Raw genomic sequence first — 16,024 nt, 5'->3', positions numbered from 1 at the left:
ACATGAGCTGGTTCGAAAAAATCCTGCCTCCGCGCATCAATCGCCAGAGCGATTCCGCGTCCAAACGCGTGCCCGAGGGGTTGTGGGTCAAATGCCCCTCGTGTGAATCCGTCCTCTACAAGGAAGACCTGCTGGCGACGCTGAACGTCTGCCCGAAATGCAGCCATCACATGCGCATCGGGGCCCGCGCCCGGATCGATGCCTTGCTGGACCGGGAAGGCCGCACCGAGATCGGCAGCCAGACCCGCCCGATAGATCCGCTGAAGTTCAAGGATTCGCGTAAATACCCGGAACGGCTCAGCGAAGCGATCAAGCAGACCGGGGAATCCGAAGCGATGGTGGTCATGAGTGGAACGGTGCTGTCGGTGCCAGCCGTGCTGGCCTGCTTCGAATTCGCCTTCATGGGCGGCTCGATGGGCTCGGTCGTGGGCGAGCGCTTCGCCCGAGGTGTCCAGGAAGCCATCGATCGCCGCATGCCGTTCATCTGCGTCTCGGCATCCGGCGGCGCGCGCATGCAGGAATCCCTGTTTTCCCTGATGCAGATGGCGAAAACCACGGCCATGCTGCATCAGTTGTCCGAAGCGGGGCTGCCGTTCGTCAGCGTCCTGACCGACCCGACCATGGGCGGGGTTTCCGCCTCCTTCGCCTTCATGGGCGACGTGGTCATCGCCGAACCGAATGCCCTGATCGGCTTCGCGGGTCCGCGTGTGATCGAACAGACCGTGCGCGAGAAGCTGCCCGAAGGTTTCCAGCGGTCCGAGTTCCTGCTGTCCAAGGGCGCCATCGACATGGTGATCGACCGGCGCGAAATGCGGGCCGAACTGGCCCACCTGCTGGCGCTGTTCACGCGCCAGCCGATCGAGGTCGTCGCCAAGGCGGCCTGAGACTCGCGGATTTCCCCGTTGGCCCGGCCCAGCGGCAAAAAAATCCCGGATCAGTCGATAAACTGATCCGGGATTTTTTTGGTGGCTGTCGTATCGCTGCCTGGATGTGGACCCAAGGACTGGCGACGGTAGGGCCGGTAGGCCACCCCCCGGGGAGGGTGGCCTTTCCACCGCGACTCAGTGCGTGGTTTCCACCTGTTGTAGGGGTTCATCCTGCTCTTTGGTGACCGTCTTGCGCGCGCGCCCCAGGGGCTTGGGCGTGGCCGGCGGCGTGTAGGACGACGCCGAGCTGGCCCGCGTTTCCACCATCTGCATGCCAGCGGCCTGCAGCGATTCGTCGATGGGTGGCAGGACGATAGGGTGAGTGCCCCGATCCTGTACGGTCACCGCGGGTGCCGGGGTGTGGGACGCGGCGGCGGTCGCCTGGGCGGCTGGCGCGGGTTCTTCGGCTGTCTCGGGCAAAGCTTCGGCCTTGACCTCTTCGGGTGGGAGTTCCGCCTGCAGTGCCGGGGCGGGAGCCTGCTCGTGGATCGTCACCGTCGGTGCTGGCTGGTCCGACTGTTCGCGTGCTTGAGGGGTTTCCTCGGCGTGTGCCAGGGCCTGTGCCTGTGCGTCGAGGGCCTCGGGATCGAAGCGCGGTGTTTCATGCGTCTCGATGTCCGCGTCCTGTTCCGACGTCATGTCCTGGCCTTCGGCCGACAGGGATTCGCCAGCCTCGGTGCCACGGCGACCACGGCGACCACGACGGCGGCGGCGCTTGCGTTCCGGATCGGGTGTATCCAGGCTGCCGTCGGTGTCCACGTCCACGGCCGGACCGGCAACGGTGGTGTCTTCCAGCAGATCGTCATCGATCGGTTCCAGGGCGACCCGGGGCGCTTGCGGGGCGGGGGTTGGCTCGGACACCGGCAGGGCTTCCGAAGCGGCCGCCGTCAGGGCGACGGCTTCGATGCCGGCCTGATCCTGCGTGTCTTCGCCATGCGCGCGGCCACGACCACGCCGGTTGCGGTTGCGGCGCGGTTCCGTCGTGTCCTGCGGGGCTTCGTCGCCGACCACGGGTTTCGCCGTCTGTTGCGCGGCGCGTTCTTCGGCCGGGCGCTCGCGTCGCGAACCGCCACGGCTGTCAGCCGGCCGTTCCTGGCGCTCGCCGCGTTCCGGCTGTTCGGATTTTTCCGCTCGCGCAGGACGCTCGGTTCGGCCACCGGAGCGCTGATCCGGGCGACGACCGTTGCGGCCGGCACCGTTGCGGCGGCGTCCGTCCTCGTGGCGGGCCGGGGTGGCCTGCGCTGCCGGCGTTTCCTGCGTCTGGACTGTGGATGGGGCGGTGCCGGTCAGCCAACCCAGGATGCGCTTGATCAGGCCGCCCGAGGTGCCGGTGGCGGGCGTAGCCACAGGGCTGGCCTCTGGCACGGTGGCCTTGGTGGGCCGTTCGACGTGGGGCGGCGCGGGCTCGGCCGGCTGGATGCCCTTGACCAGGGCTTCCGGACGGGCCTTGGTTTCCTGGGCCTTGTTCGGTTGCCAGATCAGTTTTTCTTCCGGCTCCTGGACCAGTTCGAAGCTGGTCTTGTTCTCGTCCAGGCGCGGGTCGTCGTGGCGCAGGCGTTCGATGTGATGGTGTGGCGTTTCCAGCGATTTGTTGGGAATCAGCACCAGATTGACCTTCAGGCGCGACTCGATCTGGCTGATGTCGCGGCGCTTTTCATTCAGCAGGAACGTCGCCACATCGACGGGTACCTGGGCGTGCAGGGCGGCCGTGCCTTCCTTCATGGCTTCTTCCTGCAGCAGGCGCAGGACGTGAAGGGCGCTGGATTCGGCGTCGCGGATCACGCCGGTGCCGGTGCAGCGCGGGCAGGTGACATGCGAGCCTTCGTTCAGGGCGGGGCGCAGGCGTTGGCGGGACAGTTCCATCAGGCCGAAGCGCGAGATCTTGCCCATCTGCACGCGTGCGCGGTCGAAATGCAGCGCATCGCGCAGGCGTGTTTCGACGGCGCGCTGGTTCTTGGTTTCTTCCATGTCGATAAAATCGATCACGATCAGGCCGCCCAGGTCGCGCAGGCGCAACTGGCGGGCGACTTCGTCGGCCGCTTCGACGTTGGTGCGCAGAGCGGTTTCCTCGATGTCGGCGCCGCGTGTCGAACGTGCGGAGTTCACGTCCACGGCGACCAGCGCTTCGGTATGGTCGATCACGATGGCGCCACCCGAGGGCAGCGTAACCGTGCGGGAATAGGCCGTCTCGATCTGGTGTTCGATCTGGAAGCGGGAAAACAGGGGGACGTCGTCGCGGTAGCGCTTCACGCGGTTGACGTTGTCGGGCATCACCACACTCATGAATGCGGTGGCCTGATCGTGGATGTCGTCGGTATCGATCAGGATCTCGCCGATCTCGGGCGAAAAATAATCGCGGATGGCGCGGATCACCAGGCTGGATTCCAGGTAGATCAGGATCGGTGCCTTGTTTTCCTTGGCGGCGCCGTCAATGGCGGTCCAGAGCTGCATCAGGTAGTTCAGGTCCCATTGCAGTTCTTCCACGCTGCGGCCGATGCCTGCCGTGCGGGCGATCATGCTCATGCCGGAGGGGATTTCCAGCTGATCCATGGTGTCGCGCAGTTCCTGGCGGTCCTCGCCTTCGACGCGGCGCGAGACGCCGCCCCCGCGCGGATTGTTCGGCATCAGAACCAGGTAGCGTCCAGCCAGCGAGATGAACGTGGTCAGGGCGGCGCCCTTGTTGCCGCGTTCTTCTTTTTCGACCTGGATGATGAGTTCCTGACCTTCGGTCAGTGCGTCCTGGATGCGCGCCGTGCGCACATCCACGCCGTCTTTGAAGTAGCTGCGGGCGACTTCCTTGAAGGGCAGAAAGCCGTGCCGTTCTTCGCCATAGCTGACGAAGCAGGCTTCCAGACCGGGTTCGATGCGGGTGATGACGCCTTTGTAGATGTTGCCTTTGCGCTGTTCGCGCCCGGCGGTTTCGATATCCAGATCGATCAATTTCTGGCCATCGACAATGGCGACGCGTAGTTCTTCTTGGTGCGTCGCATTGAATAGCATGCGTTTCATGAGTGGGTTTCTCCGTTGTCATGGCGCGCCGGGTTCGGCGCACGACCACGGGTCACTCGGTGTGCAATGCGGCAGTCTGCGGGGAGGTGGCTGCGGACGAAATCAGGCCGCGCCAGTCTCCGGGGTGAGTGGCACGGCGCGCTGGTGAGCGCGAGGTTCTGTCAGCAGGGAGGTCAAGGGCACGATTGTGGTTGACAAAAAGTTGCTGTGAACGGCGAACGCGCGAATGGCGGCGTTCGGTGCGGAAGAGCGAGCAGAAATCTGCAGCGTCGCACGCGGCAGGCTGTCGATTCTTCTGTTCAACATGATGGAGCGGAAGAGAGAACCAGGACAGTACCGGCGACCCAGGACCCGGAGGCCGAAATCCAGGCAGTACAATAGAGTCCCTGCGGGGCCCGACGGAGATGCATCCATTGCGTCTCTACGTAGGACGGTTTTCGGCCTTCATAGGCTGTTGCGATTATATGACGCTTTTCCCTATGCGCAAAATTGTTGTTTCACCGGATGACAGACCCTCCGTTCGCCAGGTCGTGGTGGACGCGGAATCGGCTGGTCAGCGACTGGACAATTTTTTGCTGCGCCTGACCAAAGGCGTGCCCAAAAGCCATCTCTACAAGGCCATCCGGGACGGCCAGGTGCGGGTCAACAAGGGGCGCTGCCGTGCCGAAACCCGCCTCGAGCCCGGCGATTGCGTGCGGATACCGCCCTTGCGGATGCCAGACCCGGCTGCCCGGCCGCCGGTGCCCGCCGCCACCTTTCCAGTTCTCTACGAGGACGCCCATCTGCTCGTCCTCGACAAGCCGGCGGGTGTGGCCGTCCATGGCGGCAGCGGCATTTCGTTCGGGGTCATCGAGCAGCTTCGGTCGGCGCGCCCCGAAGAGCGTCTGCTCGAACTCGCCCATCGTCTGGACCGGGAAACATCCGGTGTGCTGATGGTGGCGCGTAGCCGCAAGGCGCTGGTGGCATTGCATGACATGATGCGGCGCAGCGAGGGACGCAAACAGTATCTGGCCCTGGTGGTCGGCGACTGGGTGAACGATCGCCAGCACATTCGCCTGCCGCTCCTGAAATACCTGACGCCGGATGGCGAGCGCCGGGTCCGCGTGGATCCTCTGGGAAAACCGGCGCACACCATCGTGACTCTGCGGCATCGCTATGGCGGCGCTTATTCCCTGGTGGGGGCCGAACTGCGCACCGGGCGCACCCATCAGATCCGGGTACACCTGGCATCCCAGGGCCATCCCATTGCCGGCGACGAAAAATACGGCCGCGACGAAATCCGTGCCGATCTGTTCGCGCAGGGCTTTCGGCGGATGTTCCTGCATGCGCACAGGCTGGAAATCCCCCATCCGGTCACCGGGGATCCGCTCGTGCTGGAATCGCCGCTACCCGCCGCCTGTCAGGAATTGCTGGACCGGCTCGAGCAACGAAGTCGCTGATATGGAAAGCCCTGTGGAAACAATGATTGAACCCATGAGCCCGGAACGCACCGACCGTCTGTCCCGGGCGGGGCGGTATCGCGCTGTCATCTTCGACTGGGACGGGACCTTGCTGGATTCGACCCATCATATCGTCGGTGCCTTGCTGGGTGCCTGCCGCGACCTGGGCCTGCGCGAACCGTCGCGCGAAGAGGCGGGCTGGGTGATCGGGCTGTCGCTGCAGGCGGCTTTGTACAAACTGGTGCCGGACCTGACGGGCGACCAGGCGGAACATTTCGTCGAACGCTACAAATCCCACTTCATGCGATTGCAGTCGGATATGACCCTTTTCGATGGGCAGGCGGTGTTGCTGCGCGATCTGCATGCGCAAGGCGTGGTTCTGGGGGTGGCGACCGGGAAGACTCGCCTGGGGCTGGACCGGTCGATCCAGTTGCTTGGGCTGCAGGGCATTTTTCAGGCGACGCGCACTGCCGACGAGGCCCGTGGCAAGCCGGATCCGGACATGCTGGAGCAGTTGCTGTTCGAACTGGCGCTGGCGCCGGAATCGGTCCTGATGGTGGGCGACACGACGCACGATGTGCTGATGGCCCGCGCGGCTCAGGTGGATAGTCTGGCGGTGTCCTATGGGGCGCATCGGGCGTCGCTGCTGGAATCCGCCCAGCCGACGGCGCTCGTCAACACGGTGCCGGACATGCAGGCGTGGATCCGGGCACGTGTGGGTTGACGTCGTCGTCAGCTTGCCAGAAACAGGAACAGCGTCGGTTTCTTGTCGAAGTCCGGCGCCCCCGCCTTGCGCCATTGCGCGATCGTGCGGGTATGAATCGATTCATCCTCGCAGGTCAGCGAGCTGGCGATGCACAACCGCGTCGTCTCGCGCAGCGTCGCCAGCAGGGCTTCGAACAGGGCCGCGTTGCGATAGGGTGTTTCAATCAGGATCTGCGTCTGTTGCTGCTTGTGTGAAGCCGATTCCCAGGCGCGCAACTGCGCATCGCGCTCGTGAGCCTTGACTGGCGCATAGCCGTGGAATGCAAAGCGCTGGCCCTGCAGGCCGCTGGCCATGAGTCCCAGCATGATCGAGGACGGCCCCGTCCAGGGCGCCACCCGCAGGCCCTTGGCGTGGGCTTGGGCAACCACCAGGGCGCCGGGGTCGGCGACCGCTGGACAGCCCGCCTCGGATACCAGGCCGACGTCCTGATCCGACGGTATCGCGTCCAGCCAGCTGCGGATTTCCGCGGCGGTGCTGTCGGGTTTCAGGGTGTGGATGGTGATGTCCTGCAGCGGAATGGTGGTCCCCACGAGCTTGAGAAAGGCGCGGGCGGACTTGGCGTTTTCCGCAATGAAATAGCGTAGCCGCACGGTGATCTCGCGGGCCGCCTGCGGCAGCCAGTGCTCGGGTGCCGAGTGCCCCAGGCCGACGGGGATAAGGTGCAAAGTGGTCATGATCAGGGCAGGGGTGTGGGTTGCAGGGGGTCCAGGCCGAAGGCGCGCAGCATGCGGCAGACAGTGATGAGCGGCAAGCCGATCAGCGCGGTGGGGTCATCGCTGCGCATGCGGGCCATCAGGGCGATGCCCAGGGCTTCCGCCTTGGCGCTGCCCGCGGTGTCGTAAGGGCGTTCGGCGTGCAGATAGTGTTCGATCTGCGCGGCGGTCAGTGGCAGGAATTCGCATTCCGTCGGGACGCATTCCAGCAGTTGGTGTCGGCCGTCCGTGACGCAGACCGCCGTCTGGAAGATGACGGTCTGCCCGCTGAACTGGCGCAGCTGCGCGGTCGCGGCCTCGTGCGATCCGGGTTTGCCGATGGACTGGCCTGCGAAGACGGCGACCTGATCCGATCCGATCACGAGGGCGCCGGGCTGCCCGGCCGCGATGCGCGCCGCCTTTTCCCGTGCCAGCCGCAACGCCAGGTCCAGTGGGGTTTCGCCCGCATGCGGACGTTCGTCGATGTCCGGTGATCGGGATTCGAAGGGCAGCCGCAGCCGTTGCAGCAGTTCGCGCCGATAGGGAGAGCTGGAGGCCAGAATGAGCATCGTGAAGACGGGAATGGACGGGAATCGGAAGTGTACTGCGCGCCTGTTCGGGCGATCCAGGTGATCGTCGGCAGGTTTCTGCGGACGGTCAAATTGACTTCACCCGCCATTGCTCAGTAGAATCTAGAGTTTCCCTGGAAAACAGATCTCATGGTCATCGACGCTTTGGAATTTGCGCGCGCCGGCCAGGTGCTGGAAGGCACGGTGGTGGCTCGCGAATTCACGCGTTTGTGCCAGGATCTGCCAGAGCCGCAGGATGCCGGGTTTTCCTGGTGCCTGGCAGGGCGGCAGGATGCCGTGTCTGGCCTGATGTGGCTTGACGTGCGGGCGCAGGGCAATGTCCGCGTGATCTGCCAGCGCTGCATGAGGCCTTTTCAACTGGCTCTGCGGGTGGACAACACCCTGGGGTTGGTCAGGGATACGGCTCAGCTGGAAGCCATGGACGCGCTGGAAACCGAGGATGATGATCCCGGTCCGGAATACGTGGTGGCCGACAGGCACCTGGATGTGCCGGCGCTCATCGAGGACGAACTGATTCTGGTTCTGCCTTATGCGCCCCGGCATGACGTCTGTCCGGACGCATCCGATGGTTCGCCTCGGCCGGGGCAGGCCAAACCTTCGCCGTTCGCCGTACTGGAACAGCTCAGGAAACACTGAATTTTCATTCAACATGCGGGTTTGCTTACTTTACAATGAGCGGCCCCGATCACAGGAGTCATCATGGCTGTTCAGCAAAACAAAAAGAGTCCGTCCAAGCGCGGCATGCATCGTTCGCACGATTTTCTGGTGGCCCCGGCCACGGCGATCGAACCGACCACGGGTGAACTGCATCTGCGTCACCACATCAGCCCCAACGGCGTGTATCGTGGCCGCAAGGTCCTGAAGACCAAGAACGACGAGTAATCCGGCGCCACGGTTTCAGTCGCGCCCAATGCCCGATCGCAATATTACCGTCGCCATCGATTGCATGGGCGGCGACCATGGCCTGCCGGTCACCGTGCCGGCGGCGATGGCGTTCGTCCAGGCTCATCCCGATACCCGCTGCCTGCTGGTGGGCGATGAATCCCTGATCCGCCAGACGCTGCAGCAGAACGCCGCGCCCGTCGGGCAGTTCGAGATCCTGCACGCATCCGAGGTCGTCACCATGCACGACCCCGTGGAAGTCGCCTTGCGCCGCAAGAAGGACTCCTCCATGCGGGTGGCCGTGCAGACCGTGAAGGATGGCCGCGCCGATGCGGCGCTGTCAGCCGGCAACACCGGTGCCTGGATGGCGATCTCTCGCTATGTCCTGAAGACGCTCGACGGCATCGATCGGCCCGCCATCGCCACAGCACTGCCCAATCAGAAGGGCGGGGCGACCACGGTCCTGGATCTGGGTGCCAACGTCGATTGCTCGGCGGAACATCTGTTGCAGTTCGGCCTCATGGGGGCTGCGCTGGTTTCTGCGGTGGATCGCACGACTCAACCATCCGTGGGGCTGCTGAACATTGGCGAAGAACTCATCAAGGGCAACGAGGTCGTCAAGCAAGCCGCCGAACTCCTGCGCACCAGTGGCCTGAATTTCTATGGCAACGTGGAAGGCGACGATATCTTCAGGGGTACGGTGGATGTCGTGGTCTGCGACGGTTTCGTCGGCAACGTGGTCCTGAAATCCGTCGAGGGCCTGGCGCGCATGATCAGCACCATGATGCGCGAGGAATTCCGTCGCAATGTGTTCACCATGACCGCGGGCCTCGCGGCTATGCCGGTCCTGCAGCGCTTCCGGGCCCGGGTCGACAATCGCCGCTACAATGGCGCCGCCTTGCTGGGCTTGCGCGGCATCGTGATCAAGAGCCACGGCTCCGCCGATGCCTATGCCTTCGGACAGGCGCTGCTGCGCGCCCGCGAGGCGGTTCTCAATGACCTGCTCCAGGGGACCATCCAGCGGCTCGATGTTCTGCGCAGCCGGATACCGTCGTCGCGGACGGGCGACGCCCCGCAAGCGGTCTAGTCTCTTTTTTCGGAATCGATATGCCTTACGCCAGGATCACCGGAACGGGCGGCTATCTGCCCCCTCGCATCGTCAGTAACGACGATCTGGCTGCCGATCTGGCCACACGAGGTGTCGAAACCTCCGACGCCTGGATCATGGAACGCACCGGCATCCGCCAGCGCCACATCGCCGAGCCGGGCACCAAGACCAGCACGCTGGCCACGGCCGCGGCCCGTGCCGCGCTGGACAGTGCCGGTCTGCAGGCCAGCGACATCGACCTGATCATCGTCGCCACATCCACGCCCGATTTCATCTTTCCCAGCACGGCCTGCCTGGTGCAGGCCAATCTGGGCGTCGGCGGCGCGGCCGCCTTCGACGTGCAGGCCGTCTGTAGCGGATTCGTGTATGCCATGACGATCGCCGATGCGCTGATCCGCGCCGGCAGCGCGCGCCATGCCCTGGTTATTGGCGCCGAGGTCTTTTCCAATATCCTCGACTGGAACGACCGCCGCACCTGCGTGCTGTTTGGCGACGGCGCGGGCGCCATGGTGCTCAGCGCCTCGGACAAACCCGGCATTCTCGCCGCGCGTTTGAACGCCGATGGCCGTCAGCAGCATATCCTCCACGCGGCCGGTAATGTGGTGGGTGGACAGGTCACCGGCGATCCCTTTCTGCGCATGGATGGCCAGGCGGTCTTCAAGCTGGCGGTCAATTCCCTCACCCGCTCGGCGCACGAGGTCTGCGAGGAAGCCGGCGTCGCGGTGTCCGATCTGGACTGGATGGTGCCGCATCAGGCCAACATCCGCATCCTGAATTTCATCAGCCGCAAGCTCGGCCTGCCCGAGGACAAGCTCATCGTCACGCTGGACCGGCACGCGAATACATCGGCGGCCAGCGTGCCGCTGGCATTCGATGTCGCTTGGCGCGACGGGCGCCTGCAGCCGGGCCAACTGGTCCTGCTGCAGGGCGTGGGCGGCGGCTTCACCTGGGGCTCCGTCCTGGTGAGACTCTGAGGCTCGTACCCATGAAGATCGCTTTCGTTTTTCCCGGCCAGGGTTCTCAGACCGTCGGCATGATGGATGCCTGGGCGCTGGACGCCGGCGTCCAGGCGACGCTGCTGCAGGGCAACCAGGCGCTGGACGAGGACCTGACGGGTCTGATCGGCCAGGGCCCCGCCGAAGCCCTGAATCTGACCACCAACACCCAGCCGGCCATGTTGCTGTGCTCGGTGGCGATGTACCGCGCCTGGCTGCAGGCGGGCGGGTCGGCACCAGCCTTGGTGGCGGGCCACAGCCTGGGCGAATATTCCGCCCTGGTGGCTGCCGGATCCCTGGACCTGGCGGACGCCGTGCGCACGGTCCGGGTGCGTGCGCAGGCCATGCAGTCGGCCGTCCCGGTGGGGGAAGGCGGTATGGCGGCCATCCTGGGCCTGGATGACGATGCCGTGCGTCGGGCCTGTGAGCAGGCGGCTGGCGACCAGGTGGTCGAGGCGGTCAATTACAACGCGCCGGCACAGGTCGTGATCGCTGGCCATGTTGCCGCGGTCGAGCGCGCCTGCGAACTGGCGCGCGCCGCCGGGGCCAAGCGCGCCGTGACCCTGCCGGTCTCGGCGCCGTTCCATTCCCGGCTGCTCAAACCGGCGGCCGAGGTGCTTGAACGCACGCTGGCTGGCATCGACCTGCGGGCCCCGGTCGTGCCTTTGATCAATAATGTCGATGTCGCCCAGCCGACGGACCCGGCAGCCATCCGTGATGCATTGGTGCGTCAGGCCTGGCATCCGGTGCGTTGGGTGGAAACCATCCAGGCGATGAAACGGCAGGGCGTCACACACCTCGTCGAGTGTGGCCCCGGCAAGGTCCTGTCCGGTCTGGTCAAGCGTATCGATCGGGAACTGGTCACGTTCAACGTGACCGATCCGGCGTCTCTGCAACGGACGCTGGAAGCACTGGGAGGCTGATATGTCAGAACCGGTTTTGACGGGCAGGATTGCCCTGGTGACGGGCGCGTCGCGCGGCATCGGCCGCGCCATCGCGCTGGAATTGGCCTCGGCGGGCGCCACCGTGGTGGGCACGGCGACGTCGGCAGCGGGCGCGGATGCGATCACTGAAGTGCTGGCTCCGATGGGCGGGCGCGGCGCGGTGCTGAATGTGGACGATGCGGCCACCTGCGACGCGCTGTTGGCGGAACTGGCTGCGCAGGGCGGGCCGCACGTCCTGGTCAACAATGCTGGGATCACCCGAGACGGGCTTATCCTGCGCATGAAAGACGAAGACTGGGCCGCCGTACTGAGCACGAATCTGTCGGCTGTCTTCCGTCTGTCACGGGGGGTCGCGAAAATCATGATGAAGGCCCGCTGGGGCCGCATCATCAATATCACCTCGGTGGTCGGCTATAGCGGAAATCCCGGGCAGGCCAATTATGCGGCGGCGAAGGCCGGTGTGGCCGGCATGTCGCGCGCGCTGGCGCAGGAACTCGGCAGCCGTGGGATCACAGTCAATTGCGTGGCGCCGGGCTTTGTCGACACCGACATGACCCGCGCCCTGAACGAGACCCAGACGGCTGCGATCCTGGAGCGGATTCCGCTGGGCCGGTTGGGCTCCGCGGCGGAAATCGCCCATGCCGTATCTTATCTGGCCAGCCCCCAGGCCGGGTACGTAACAGGCACGACGCTGCACGTCAATGGTGGTATGTACATGTAGAGTACCGGGAACGGATCACAGCCGTCTAAGGTAAAATCCGTTCAAACTTAGTAGGCAGGTCTCGGGGCTTCAACCGTCCGGTACGGATTCCATCGGATAGCCCGAGCTGCTTTTTTTTGATCACAACCCGCAGCCTAGCTGTTCTCGTTTGGCTATAATTCGCGGGATTTTTCTCTCACTGGAGATATGCATGGAAAGCATCGAACAGCGCGTCAAGAAGATCGTCGCTGAGCAACTTGGCGTCAACGAAGCCGAGATCAAAAACGAATCTTCGTTCCTTGACGACCTCGGTGCCGATTCGCTCGACATGGTCGAGCTCGTGATGGCGCTGGAAGACGAATTCGAAACGGAAATCCCCGACGAGGAAGCCGAGAAGATCACGACGGTACAGCAGGCGGTCGATTACATCACCTCGCATAGCAAACAGTAATCTCATTCCGACCCGACGTGGGCATCCTGCCGCGTTTGGGTCTCGGGCAGTTCGTGACAGGTGATCATCGGGCAGGCCAGTCTGCGTGTCCGACCTGGTGATCTGCCATGAACTGCCTTTTTTATTTCAGGAGCCGTATGTGAAACGACGTGTCGTCATAACCGGATTGGGCATTGTGTCGCCCGTGGGCAACGATGTCGAGACTGCCTGGGAAAACCTCATCCATGGCCGCTCCGGCATCGGGACGGTGACACGGTTCGACGCCTCGGCTCTCAATAGCCAGATCGCCGGGGAAGTGCGGGGGTTCGATGTGACGTCCTACGTCGGCGTCAAAGAAGCCAAACAGATGGATACCTTCATCCATTATGGTGTGGCGGCCGGTATTCAGGCCTGGCGCGACTCGGGGCTGGACATCGATGGCGAAAACGCCGATCGCATCGGGACCATCATCGGCTCGGGTATCGGCGGCCTGCCCCGGATCGAGGAAACCCAGACCGAATACCTGCAGCGGGGTGCCCGGCGTATCTCGCCGTTTTTTGTGCCGGCTTCGCTGATCAACCTGATTTCGGGGCAGCTGTCCATCATGCTGGGCCTCAAGGGCCCCAGCTACGCCGTGGTCTCCGCCTGCACGACCGGCCTGCATTCCATTGGCGACGCGGCCCGCCTGATCGAATACGGCGATGCCGACGTCATGGTGGCCGGCGGGGCGGAAAGCTCCGTTTCGCCCCTGGGCATGGGCGGGTTCGCCGCGATGCGCGCGCTGTCCACCCGCAATGATGATCCGACCACGGCTTCGCGCCCCTGGGACCGGGACCGGGACGGTTTCGTCCTGGGCGAGGGTGCCGGTGTGCTGGTGCTGGAAGAATACGAACATGCGAAACGCCGTGGCGCCCGCATCTACGCTGAATTTCTGGGGTTCGGCATGAGTTCCGACGCGCATCACATCACCAGCCCGGATCAGGATGGTCCGCGTCGCGGGATCCTGCATGCGCTGCGCAACAGCGGTGTGAATGCCGACCAGATCAGTTACATCAATGCTCATGGCACGTCCACCCCGCTGGGCGACAAAAACGAGACTGAAGCCTTGAAACTGGCGTTTGGCGACCATGCCCGCAAACTGGTCGTCAATTCCACCAAATCCATGACCGGCCACCTGCTGGGTGCCGCCGGCGGGATCGAGGCTGTCTTCACGACCCTGGCGGTGCAGCGTCAGGTTTCTCCGCCGACCATCAATCTGTTCAACCAGGATCCCGAATGCGACCTGGATTATTGTGCCAATCAGGCGCGCGATCTGAAGATCGACGTGGCGCTGTCGAATTCCTTCGGGTTCGGCGGCACCAATGGGTCGATGATCGTGGGACGCCTGTAAGGGAACCGGCATGAGCGAGCGCGAGGTCGACCTCGCGCTGGTCGAGCGCGTGCGGCGCGGCGACCGGCATGCCTTCGATCTGCTGGTCATCAAATACCAGCGCAAGATCATGCGCCTGCTTTCGCGCATGATCCACGATCCCGCCGAAATCGAGGACGTCGCCCAGGAGGCCTTCATCAAGGCCTATCGGGCATTGCCTCAATTCCGGGGCGATAGCGCGTTCTACACCTGGTTGTACCGTATCGCCGTCAATACCGCGCGCAACTGGCAATCGGCCAGTTTCCGTAGGCCGGCGACCGTCTCTCCCCTGGAAGGCGAAGACGGTGAAACTTTTGACCAGATTGATGGCCTAAGTGACCACAGCACACCCGAATCGATGATGGCCAGCCGTCAGATCGCAGAGACTGTCAACGAGGCCATCGAGGCCTTGCCAGACGATTTGCGAACGGCGATTGTGTTGCGAGAGATCGAAGGGATGAGTTATGAAGATATCGCCAGCACCATGCAGTGTCCGATCGGGACTGTCCGGTCCCGGATTTTTCGGGCACGGGAAGCGATTGCCAGCCGCTTGCGGCCCATCATGGATCAGGACCCGGCACATCGCTGGTAAGGAGTCATCATGAATACCGATCGCGAACCGCTCGCGGCAGAGGCTTCTTGGGAATCTTCGGTATCGGCCTGGGTCGATGGCGAAGCCGATCTGCGCGCGGAAGAACTGGATACCCCTTATGGACGCCAGGTCTGGGATACCTATCACCTGATTGGCGATGTCATGCGCAGTCGGGATCTGGCCATCCAGCCGTCCGAACGCTTCTATGCGCGGGTGTCGGCGGCGCTGGACGCGGAACCCGCCGTGCTGGCGCCGGCCCCGCTGTCCAGGCGGCATGCCTGGCGTCTTGGCTTGTCCGGGCTGGCGGTGGCAGCCGCTGTCGCGTCGGTGGTCTGGATCGTCCGGCCTTTACTGTCCGGACCTGGCGCACCGCAGGCGACGACGCCGGTATTGGCTCAGGCAGCCGAAACCGACTCCGCTGATCCGACCCTGACGGATTACATGGCCGCCCATCAGGACATGGCGGGCGCCGGCCCCGTGCGTCAGGTGTCGTACGACGGCATGGGGTCTCGCTGATGGTGTCGTGGCGGCTCTCGGTGCGGCCGACTGGATGGGGCCTGGGGCTGATTCTCGGCCTGGGCGTCCTGATGTCGGCTGGCGCGCAGGCCGCCGCATCCGGCAAGGACACACTGGCATTTCTGCAGCAGGTTCAGTCCGCCGCGCGTTCACTGGATTATTCCGGCATCTATGTCTACCAGCAGGGCCATCTTCTACAGGCGTCCCGTCTGGTCCACGTGGTCGACGGCACCGGAGAACATGAACGCCTCGAGATGCTCGACGGCGCCCCCCGGGAATGCATGCGCGAAAACGGGGTCGAGCAATGCCTGCAGCCGGAACACAAGATCGTCGTCATCCAGCCCGCGCGCAGCGACCATTTCCCCGGCCTGCTGTTGGGCAACGAACAGGCGATCGTACAGCATTACGACTGGCTGCCCTCGTCCCGCACCTATCGGATCGCGGGGCGGAACTGTTCGGTATCCGAACTGAAGGCCAGGGATCGCCTGCGCTACAGTTATCGGATCTGCACCGATCTCAAGACCCATCTGTTGCTGAAATCCCAGACCCTGGACCCGGCCGGACATCTGGTGGATCAGGTCGCATTCAGCAGTATCCGGATGGGGGCCGATGTCAAGCCCGGATCGCTGGCTTCCCAATGGGATACGCGTGACTGGCGCTTGCTGACTGAAACCAGCACGCCGATCGATCTGAACGCCCGGGGCTGGCGTTTTTCCCTGCCGGCCGGCTTCCGGCCGGTCGCCGAATTATCCCGCCAGATCGGCCCCGATCACGCCGTGGACCAGATGGTCGTGTCCGACGGTTTGTCGGCGATTTCGATCTTCATTGAAACCTTTGATCCGAAACGCGATCAAACCATCAGACAGGGAGACCTGCGACAGGGCGCAGTCAATATTTACCGGATGCGATTGGCATCCTATTGGCTGACCGCCGTCGGCGAGGTTCCGGCCCGGACCGTTCGTGATCTGGCCCACGCCGTGCAATACGTCCCGCAGGCCGCCCATTAAACATCGCTCTTCCTCCAAGG

The 16,024-nt window shown here is 64.1% G+C and carries 16 protein-coding genes and 1 pseudogene; 14 read left to right on the top strand and 3 right to left on the bottom strand.

Annotated features, from left to right (window positions below; genetic code table 11):
- The first annotated feature begins 2 nt into the window (after positions 1-2).
- Positions 3-884: an acetyl-CoA carboxylase, carboxyltransferase subunit beta gene (gene accD / locus ABCV34_RS08425; RefSeq protein WP_345795780.1), complete on the top strand. Its 882-nt coding sequence runs from the start codon at positions 3-5 to the stop codon at positions 882-884.
- A gap of 177 nt (positions 885-1,061) precedes the next feature.
- Here the strand turns inward: accD and ABCV34_RS08420 are convergent, their stop codons facing one another.
- Positions 1,062-3,935, bottom strand: coding sequence for an Rne/Rng family ribonuclease (locus tag ABCV34_RS08420; protein WP_345795779.1), 2,874 nt, complete (start codon positions 3,933-3,935; stop codon positions 1,062-1,064).
- 479 nt (positions 3,936-4,414) lie between these two features.
- On the opposite strand from ABCV34_RS08420, the gene ABCV34_RS08415 reads away from it, so the two are divergent.
- Positions 4,415-5,374 (top strand): RluA family pseudouridine synthase, encoded by a 960-nt coding sequence (locus ABCV34_RS08415; RefSeq protein ID WP_345795778.1) that lies wholly within the window; start codon positions 4,415-4,417, stop codon positions 5,372-5,374.
- A gap of 34 nt (positions 5,375-5,408) precedes the next feature.
- Positions 5,409-6,098: an HAD-IA family hydrolase gene (locus tag ABCV34_RS08410; protein ID WP_345795777.1), complete on the top strand. Its 690-nt coding sequence runs from the start codon at positions 5,409-5,411 to the stop codon at positions 6,096-6,098.
- Between the two features lie 8 nt (positions 6,099-6,106).
- On the opposite strand, the gene ABCV34_RS08405 is transcribed toward ABCV34_RS08410, so the two are convergent.
- Together ABCV34_RS08405 and ABCV34_RS08400 are read right to left on the bottom strand one after the other, a co-directional pair.
- A complete protein-coding gene (locus ABCV34_RS08405) occupies positions 6,107-6,817 on the bottom strand; it encodes an SAM-dependent methyltransferase (RefSeq protein ID WP_345798740.1) in 711 nt (236 codons plus the stop codon).
- Positions 6,817-7,401 carry a Maf family nucleotide pyrophosphatase gene (locus ABCV34_RS08400; protein WP_345795776.1) on the bottom strand — a complete coding sequence of 195 codons (585 nt, stop codon included), beginning with the start codon at positions 7,399-7,401 and terminating at the stop codon, positions 6,817-6,819. The genes ABCV34_RS08405 and ABCV34_RS08400 overlap by 1 nt, the downstream gene beginning before the upstream one ends.
- Before the next feature lie 150 nt (positions 7,402-7,551).
- Between ABCV34_RS08400 and ABCV34_RS08395 the strand changes: the two genes are divergently transcribed.
- From ABCV34_RS08395 to ABCV34_RS08345, 11 genes and pseudogenes are all read left to right on the top strand, one after another.
- Positions 7,552-8,058 (top strand): YceD family protein, encoded by a 507-nt coding sequence (locus ABCV34_RS08395; RefSeq protein ID WP_345795775.1) that lies wholly within the window; start codon positions 7,552-7,554, stop codon positions 8,056-8,058.
- Between the two features lie 63 nt (positions 8,059-8,121).
- Positions 8,122-8,304: a 50S ribosomal protein L32 gene (gene rpmF / locus ABCV34_RS08390; protein WP_066455527.1), complete on the top strand. Its 183-nt coding sequence runs from the start codon at positions 8,122-8,124 to the stop codon at positions 8,302-8,304.
- A 28-nt stretch (positions 8,305-8,332) separates the two neighbouring features.
- Positions 8,333-9,313, top strand: a pseudogene (plsX, locus tag ABCV34_RS08385) (phosphate acyltransferase PlsX); the annotation flags it as partial.
- A gap of 98 nt (positions 9,314-9,411) precedes the next feature.
- Positions 9,412-10,386: a beta-ketoacyl-ACP synthase III gene (locus tag ABCV34_RS08380; protein ID WP_345795774.1), complete on the top strand. Its 975-nt coding sequence runs from the start codon at positions 9,412-9,414 to the stop codon at positions 10,384-10,386.
- Positions 10,387-10,397: 11 nt separating this feature from the next.
- Positions 10,398-11,330 carry an ACP S-malonyltransferase gene (gene fabD, locus ABCV34_RS08375; protein ID WP_345795773.1) on the top strand — a complete coding sequence of 311 codons (933 nt, stop codon included), beginning with the start codon at positions 10,398-10,400 and terminating at the stop codon, positions 11,328-11,330.
- 1 nt (position 11,331) lies between these two features.
- The gene (gene fabG / locus ABCV34_RS08370; RefSeq protein ID WP_345795772.1) at positions 11,332-12,072 is read left to right on the top strand and encodes a 3-oxoacyl-ACP reductase FabG; all 741 of its coding nucleotides are present in this window, start codon (positions 11,332-11,334) and stop codon (positions 12,070-12,072) included.
- Positions 12,073-12,262: 190 nt separating this feature from the next.
- Positions 12,263-12,502: an acyl carrier protein gene (gene acpP / locus ABCV34_RS08365; protein WP_043680887.1), complete on the top strand. Its 240-nt coding sequence runs from the start codon at positions 12,263-12,265 to the stop codon at positions 12,500-12,502.
- 139 nt (positions 12,503-12,641) lie between these two features.
- Positions 12,642-13,871, top strand: coding sequence for a beta-ketoacyl-ACP synthase II (fabF, locus tag ABCV34_RS08360; RefSeq protein WP_345795771.1), 1,230 nt, complete (start codon positions 12,642-12,644; stop codon positions 13,869-13,871).
- Positions 13,872-13,881: 10 nt separating this feature from the next.
- The gene (gene rpoE / locus ABCV34_RS08355) at positions 13,882-14,481 is read left to right on the top strand and encodes an RNA polymerase sigma factor RpoE (RefSeq protein WP_345795770.1); all 600 of its coding nucleotides are present in this window, start codon (positions 13,882-13,884) and stop codon (positions 14,479-14,481) included.
- 9 nt (positions 14,482-14,490) lie between these two features.
- Positions 14,491-14,997 carry a sigma-E factor negative regulatory protein gene (locus ABCV34_RS08350; RefSeq protein ID WP_345795769.1) on the top strand — a complete coding sequence of 169 codons (507 nt, stop codon included), beginning with the start codon at positions 14,491-14,493 and terminating at the stop codon, positions 14,995-14,997.
- A gap of 20 nt (positions 14,998-15,017) precedes the next feature.
- Positions 15,018-16,004 (top strand): MucB/RseB C-terminal domain-containing protein, encoded by a 987-nt coding sequence (locus ABCV34_RS08345; protein ID WP_345795768.1) that lies wholly within the window; start codon positions 15,018-15,020, stop codon positions 16,002-16,004.
- Positions 16,005-16,024 lie beyond the last annotated feature (20 nt).

The organism is Castellaniella sp. MT123 (genome assembly GCF_039614765.1).
Taxonomy (GTDB): domain Bacteria; phylum Pseudomonadota; class Gammaproteobacteria; order Burkholderiales; family Burkholderiaceae_B; genus Castellaniella.
Note: the sequence above shows the minus strand (reverse complement) of the source record. Positions and strands in the feature narration are given on the sequence as shown.

What these genes read in the sequence shown, in the direction of transcription:
- accD (WP_345795780.1), top strand. Translation starts at nt 3, where the DNA reads ATGAGCTGGTTCGAAAAAATCCTGCCTCCGCGCATCAATCGCCAGAGC.
- ABCV34_RS08420 (WP_345795779.1), bottom strand. Translation starts at nt 3,935, where the DNA reads ATGAAACGCATGCTATTCAATGCGACGCACCAAGAAGAACTACGCGTC.
- ABCV34_RS08415 (WP_345795778.1), top strand. Translation starts at nt 4,415, where the DNA reads ATGCGCAAAATTGTTGTTTCACCGGATGACAGACCCTCCGTTCGCCAG.
- ABCV34_RS08410 (WP_345795777.1), top strand. Translation starts at nt 5,409, where the DNA reads ATGAGCCCGGAACGCACCGACCGTCTGTCCCGGGCGGGGCGGTATCGC.
- ABCV34_RS08400 (WP_345795776.1), bottom strand. Translation starts at nt 7,401, where the DNA reads ATGCTCATTCTGGCCTCCAGCTCTCCCTATCGGCGCGAACTGCTGCAA.
- ABCV34_RS08395 (WP_345795775.1), top strand. Translation starts at nt 7,552, where the DNA reads ATGGTCATCGACGCTTTGGAATTTGCGCGCGCCGGCCAGGTGCTGGAA.
- rpmF (WP_066455527.1), top strand. Translation starts at nt 8,122, where the DNA reads ATGGCTGTTCAGCAAAACAAAAAGAGTCCGTCCAAGCGCGGCATGCAT.
- ABCV34_RS08380 (WP_345795774.1), top strand. Translation starts at nt 9,412, where the DNA reads ATGCCTTACGCCAGGATCACCGGAACGGGCGGCTATCTGCCCCCTCGC.
- fabD (WP_345795773.1), top strand. Translation starts at nt 10,398, where the DNA reads ATGAAGATCGCTTTCGTTTTTCCCGGCCAGGGTTCTCAGACCGTCGGC.
- fabG (WP_345795772.1), top strand. Translation starts at nt 11,332, where the DNA reads ATGTCAGAACCGGTTTTGACGGGCAGGATTGCCCTGGTGACGGGCGCG.
- acpP (WP_043680887.1), top strand. Translation starts at nt 12,263, where the DNA reads ATGGAAAGCATCGAACAGCGCGTCAAGAAGATCGTCGCTGAGCAACTT.
- rpoE (WP_345795770.1), top strand. Translation starts at nt 13,882, where the DNA reads ATGAGCGAGCGCGAGGTCGACCTCGCGCTGGTCGAGCGCGTGCGGCGC.
- ABCV34_RS08350 (WP_345795769.1), top strand. Translation starts at nt 14,491, where the DNA reads ATGAATACCGATCGCGAACCGCTCGCGGCAGAGGCTTCTTGGGAATCT.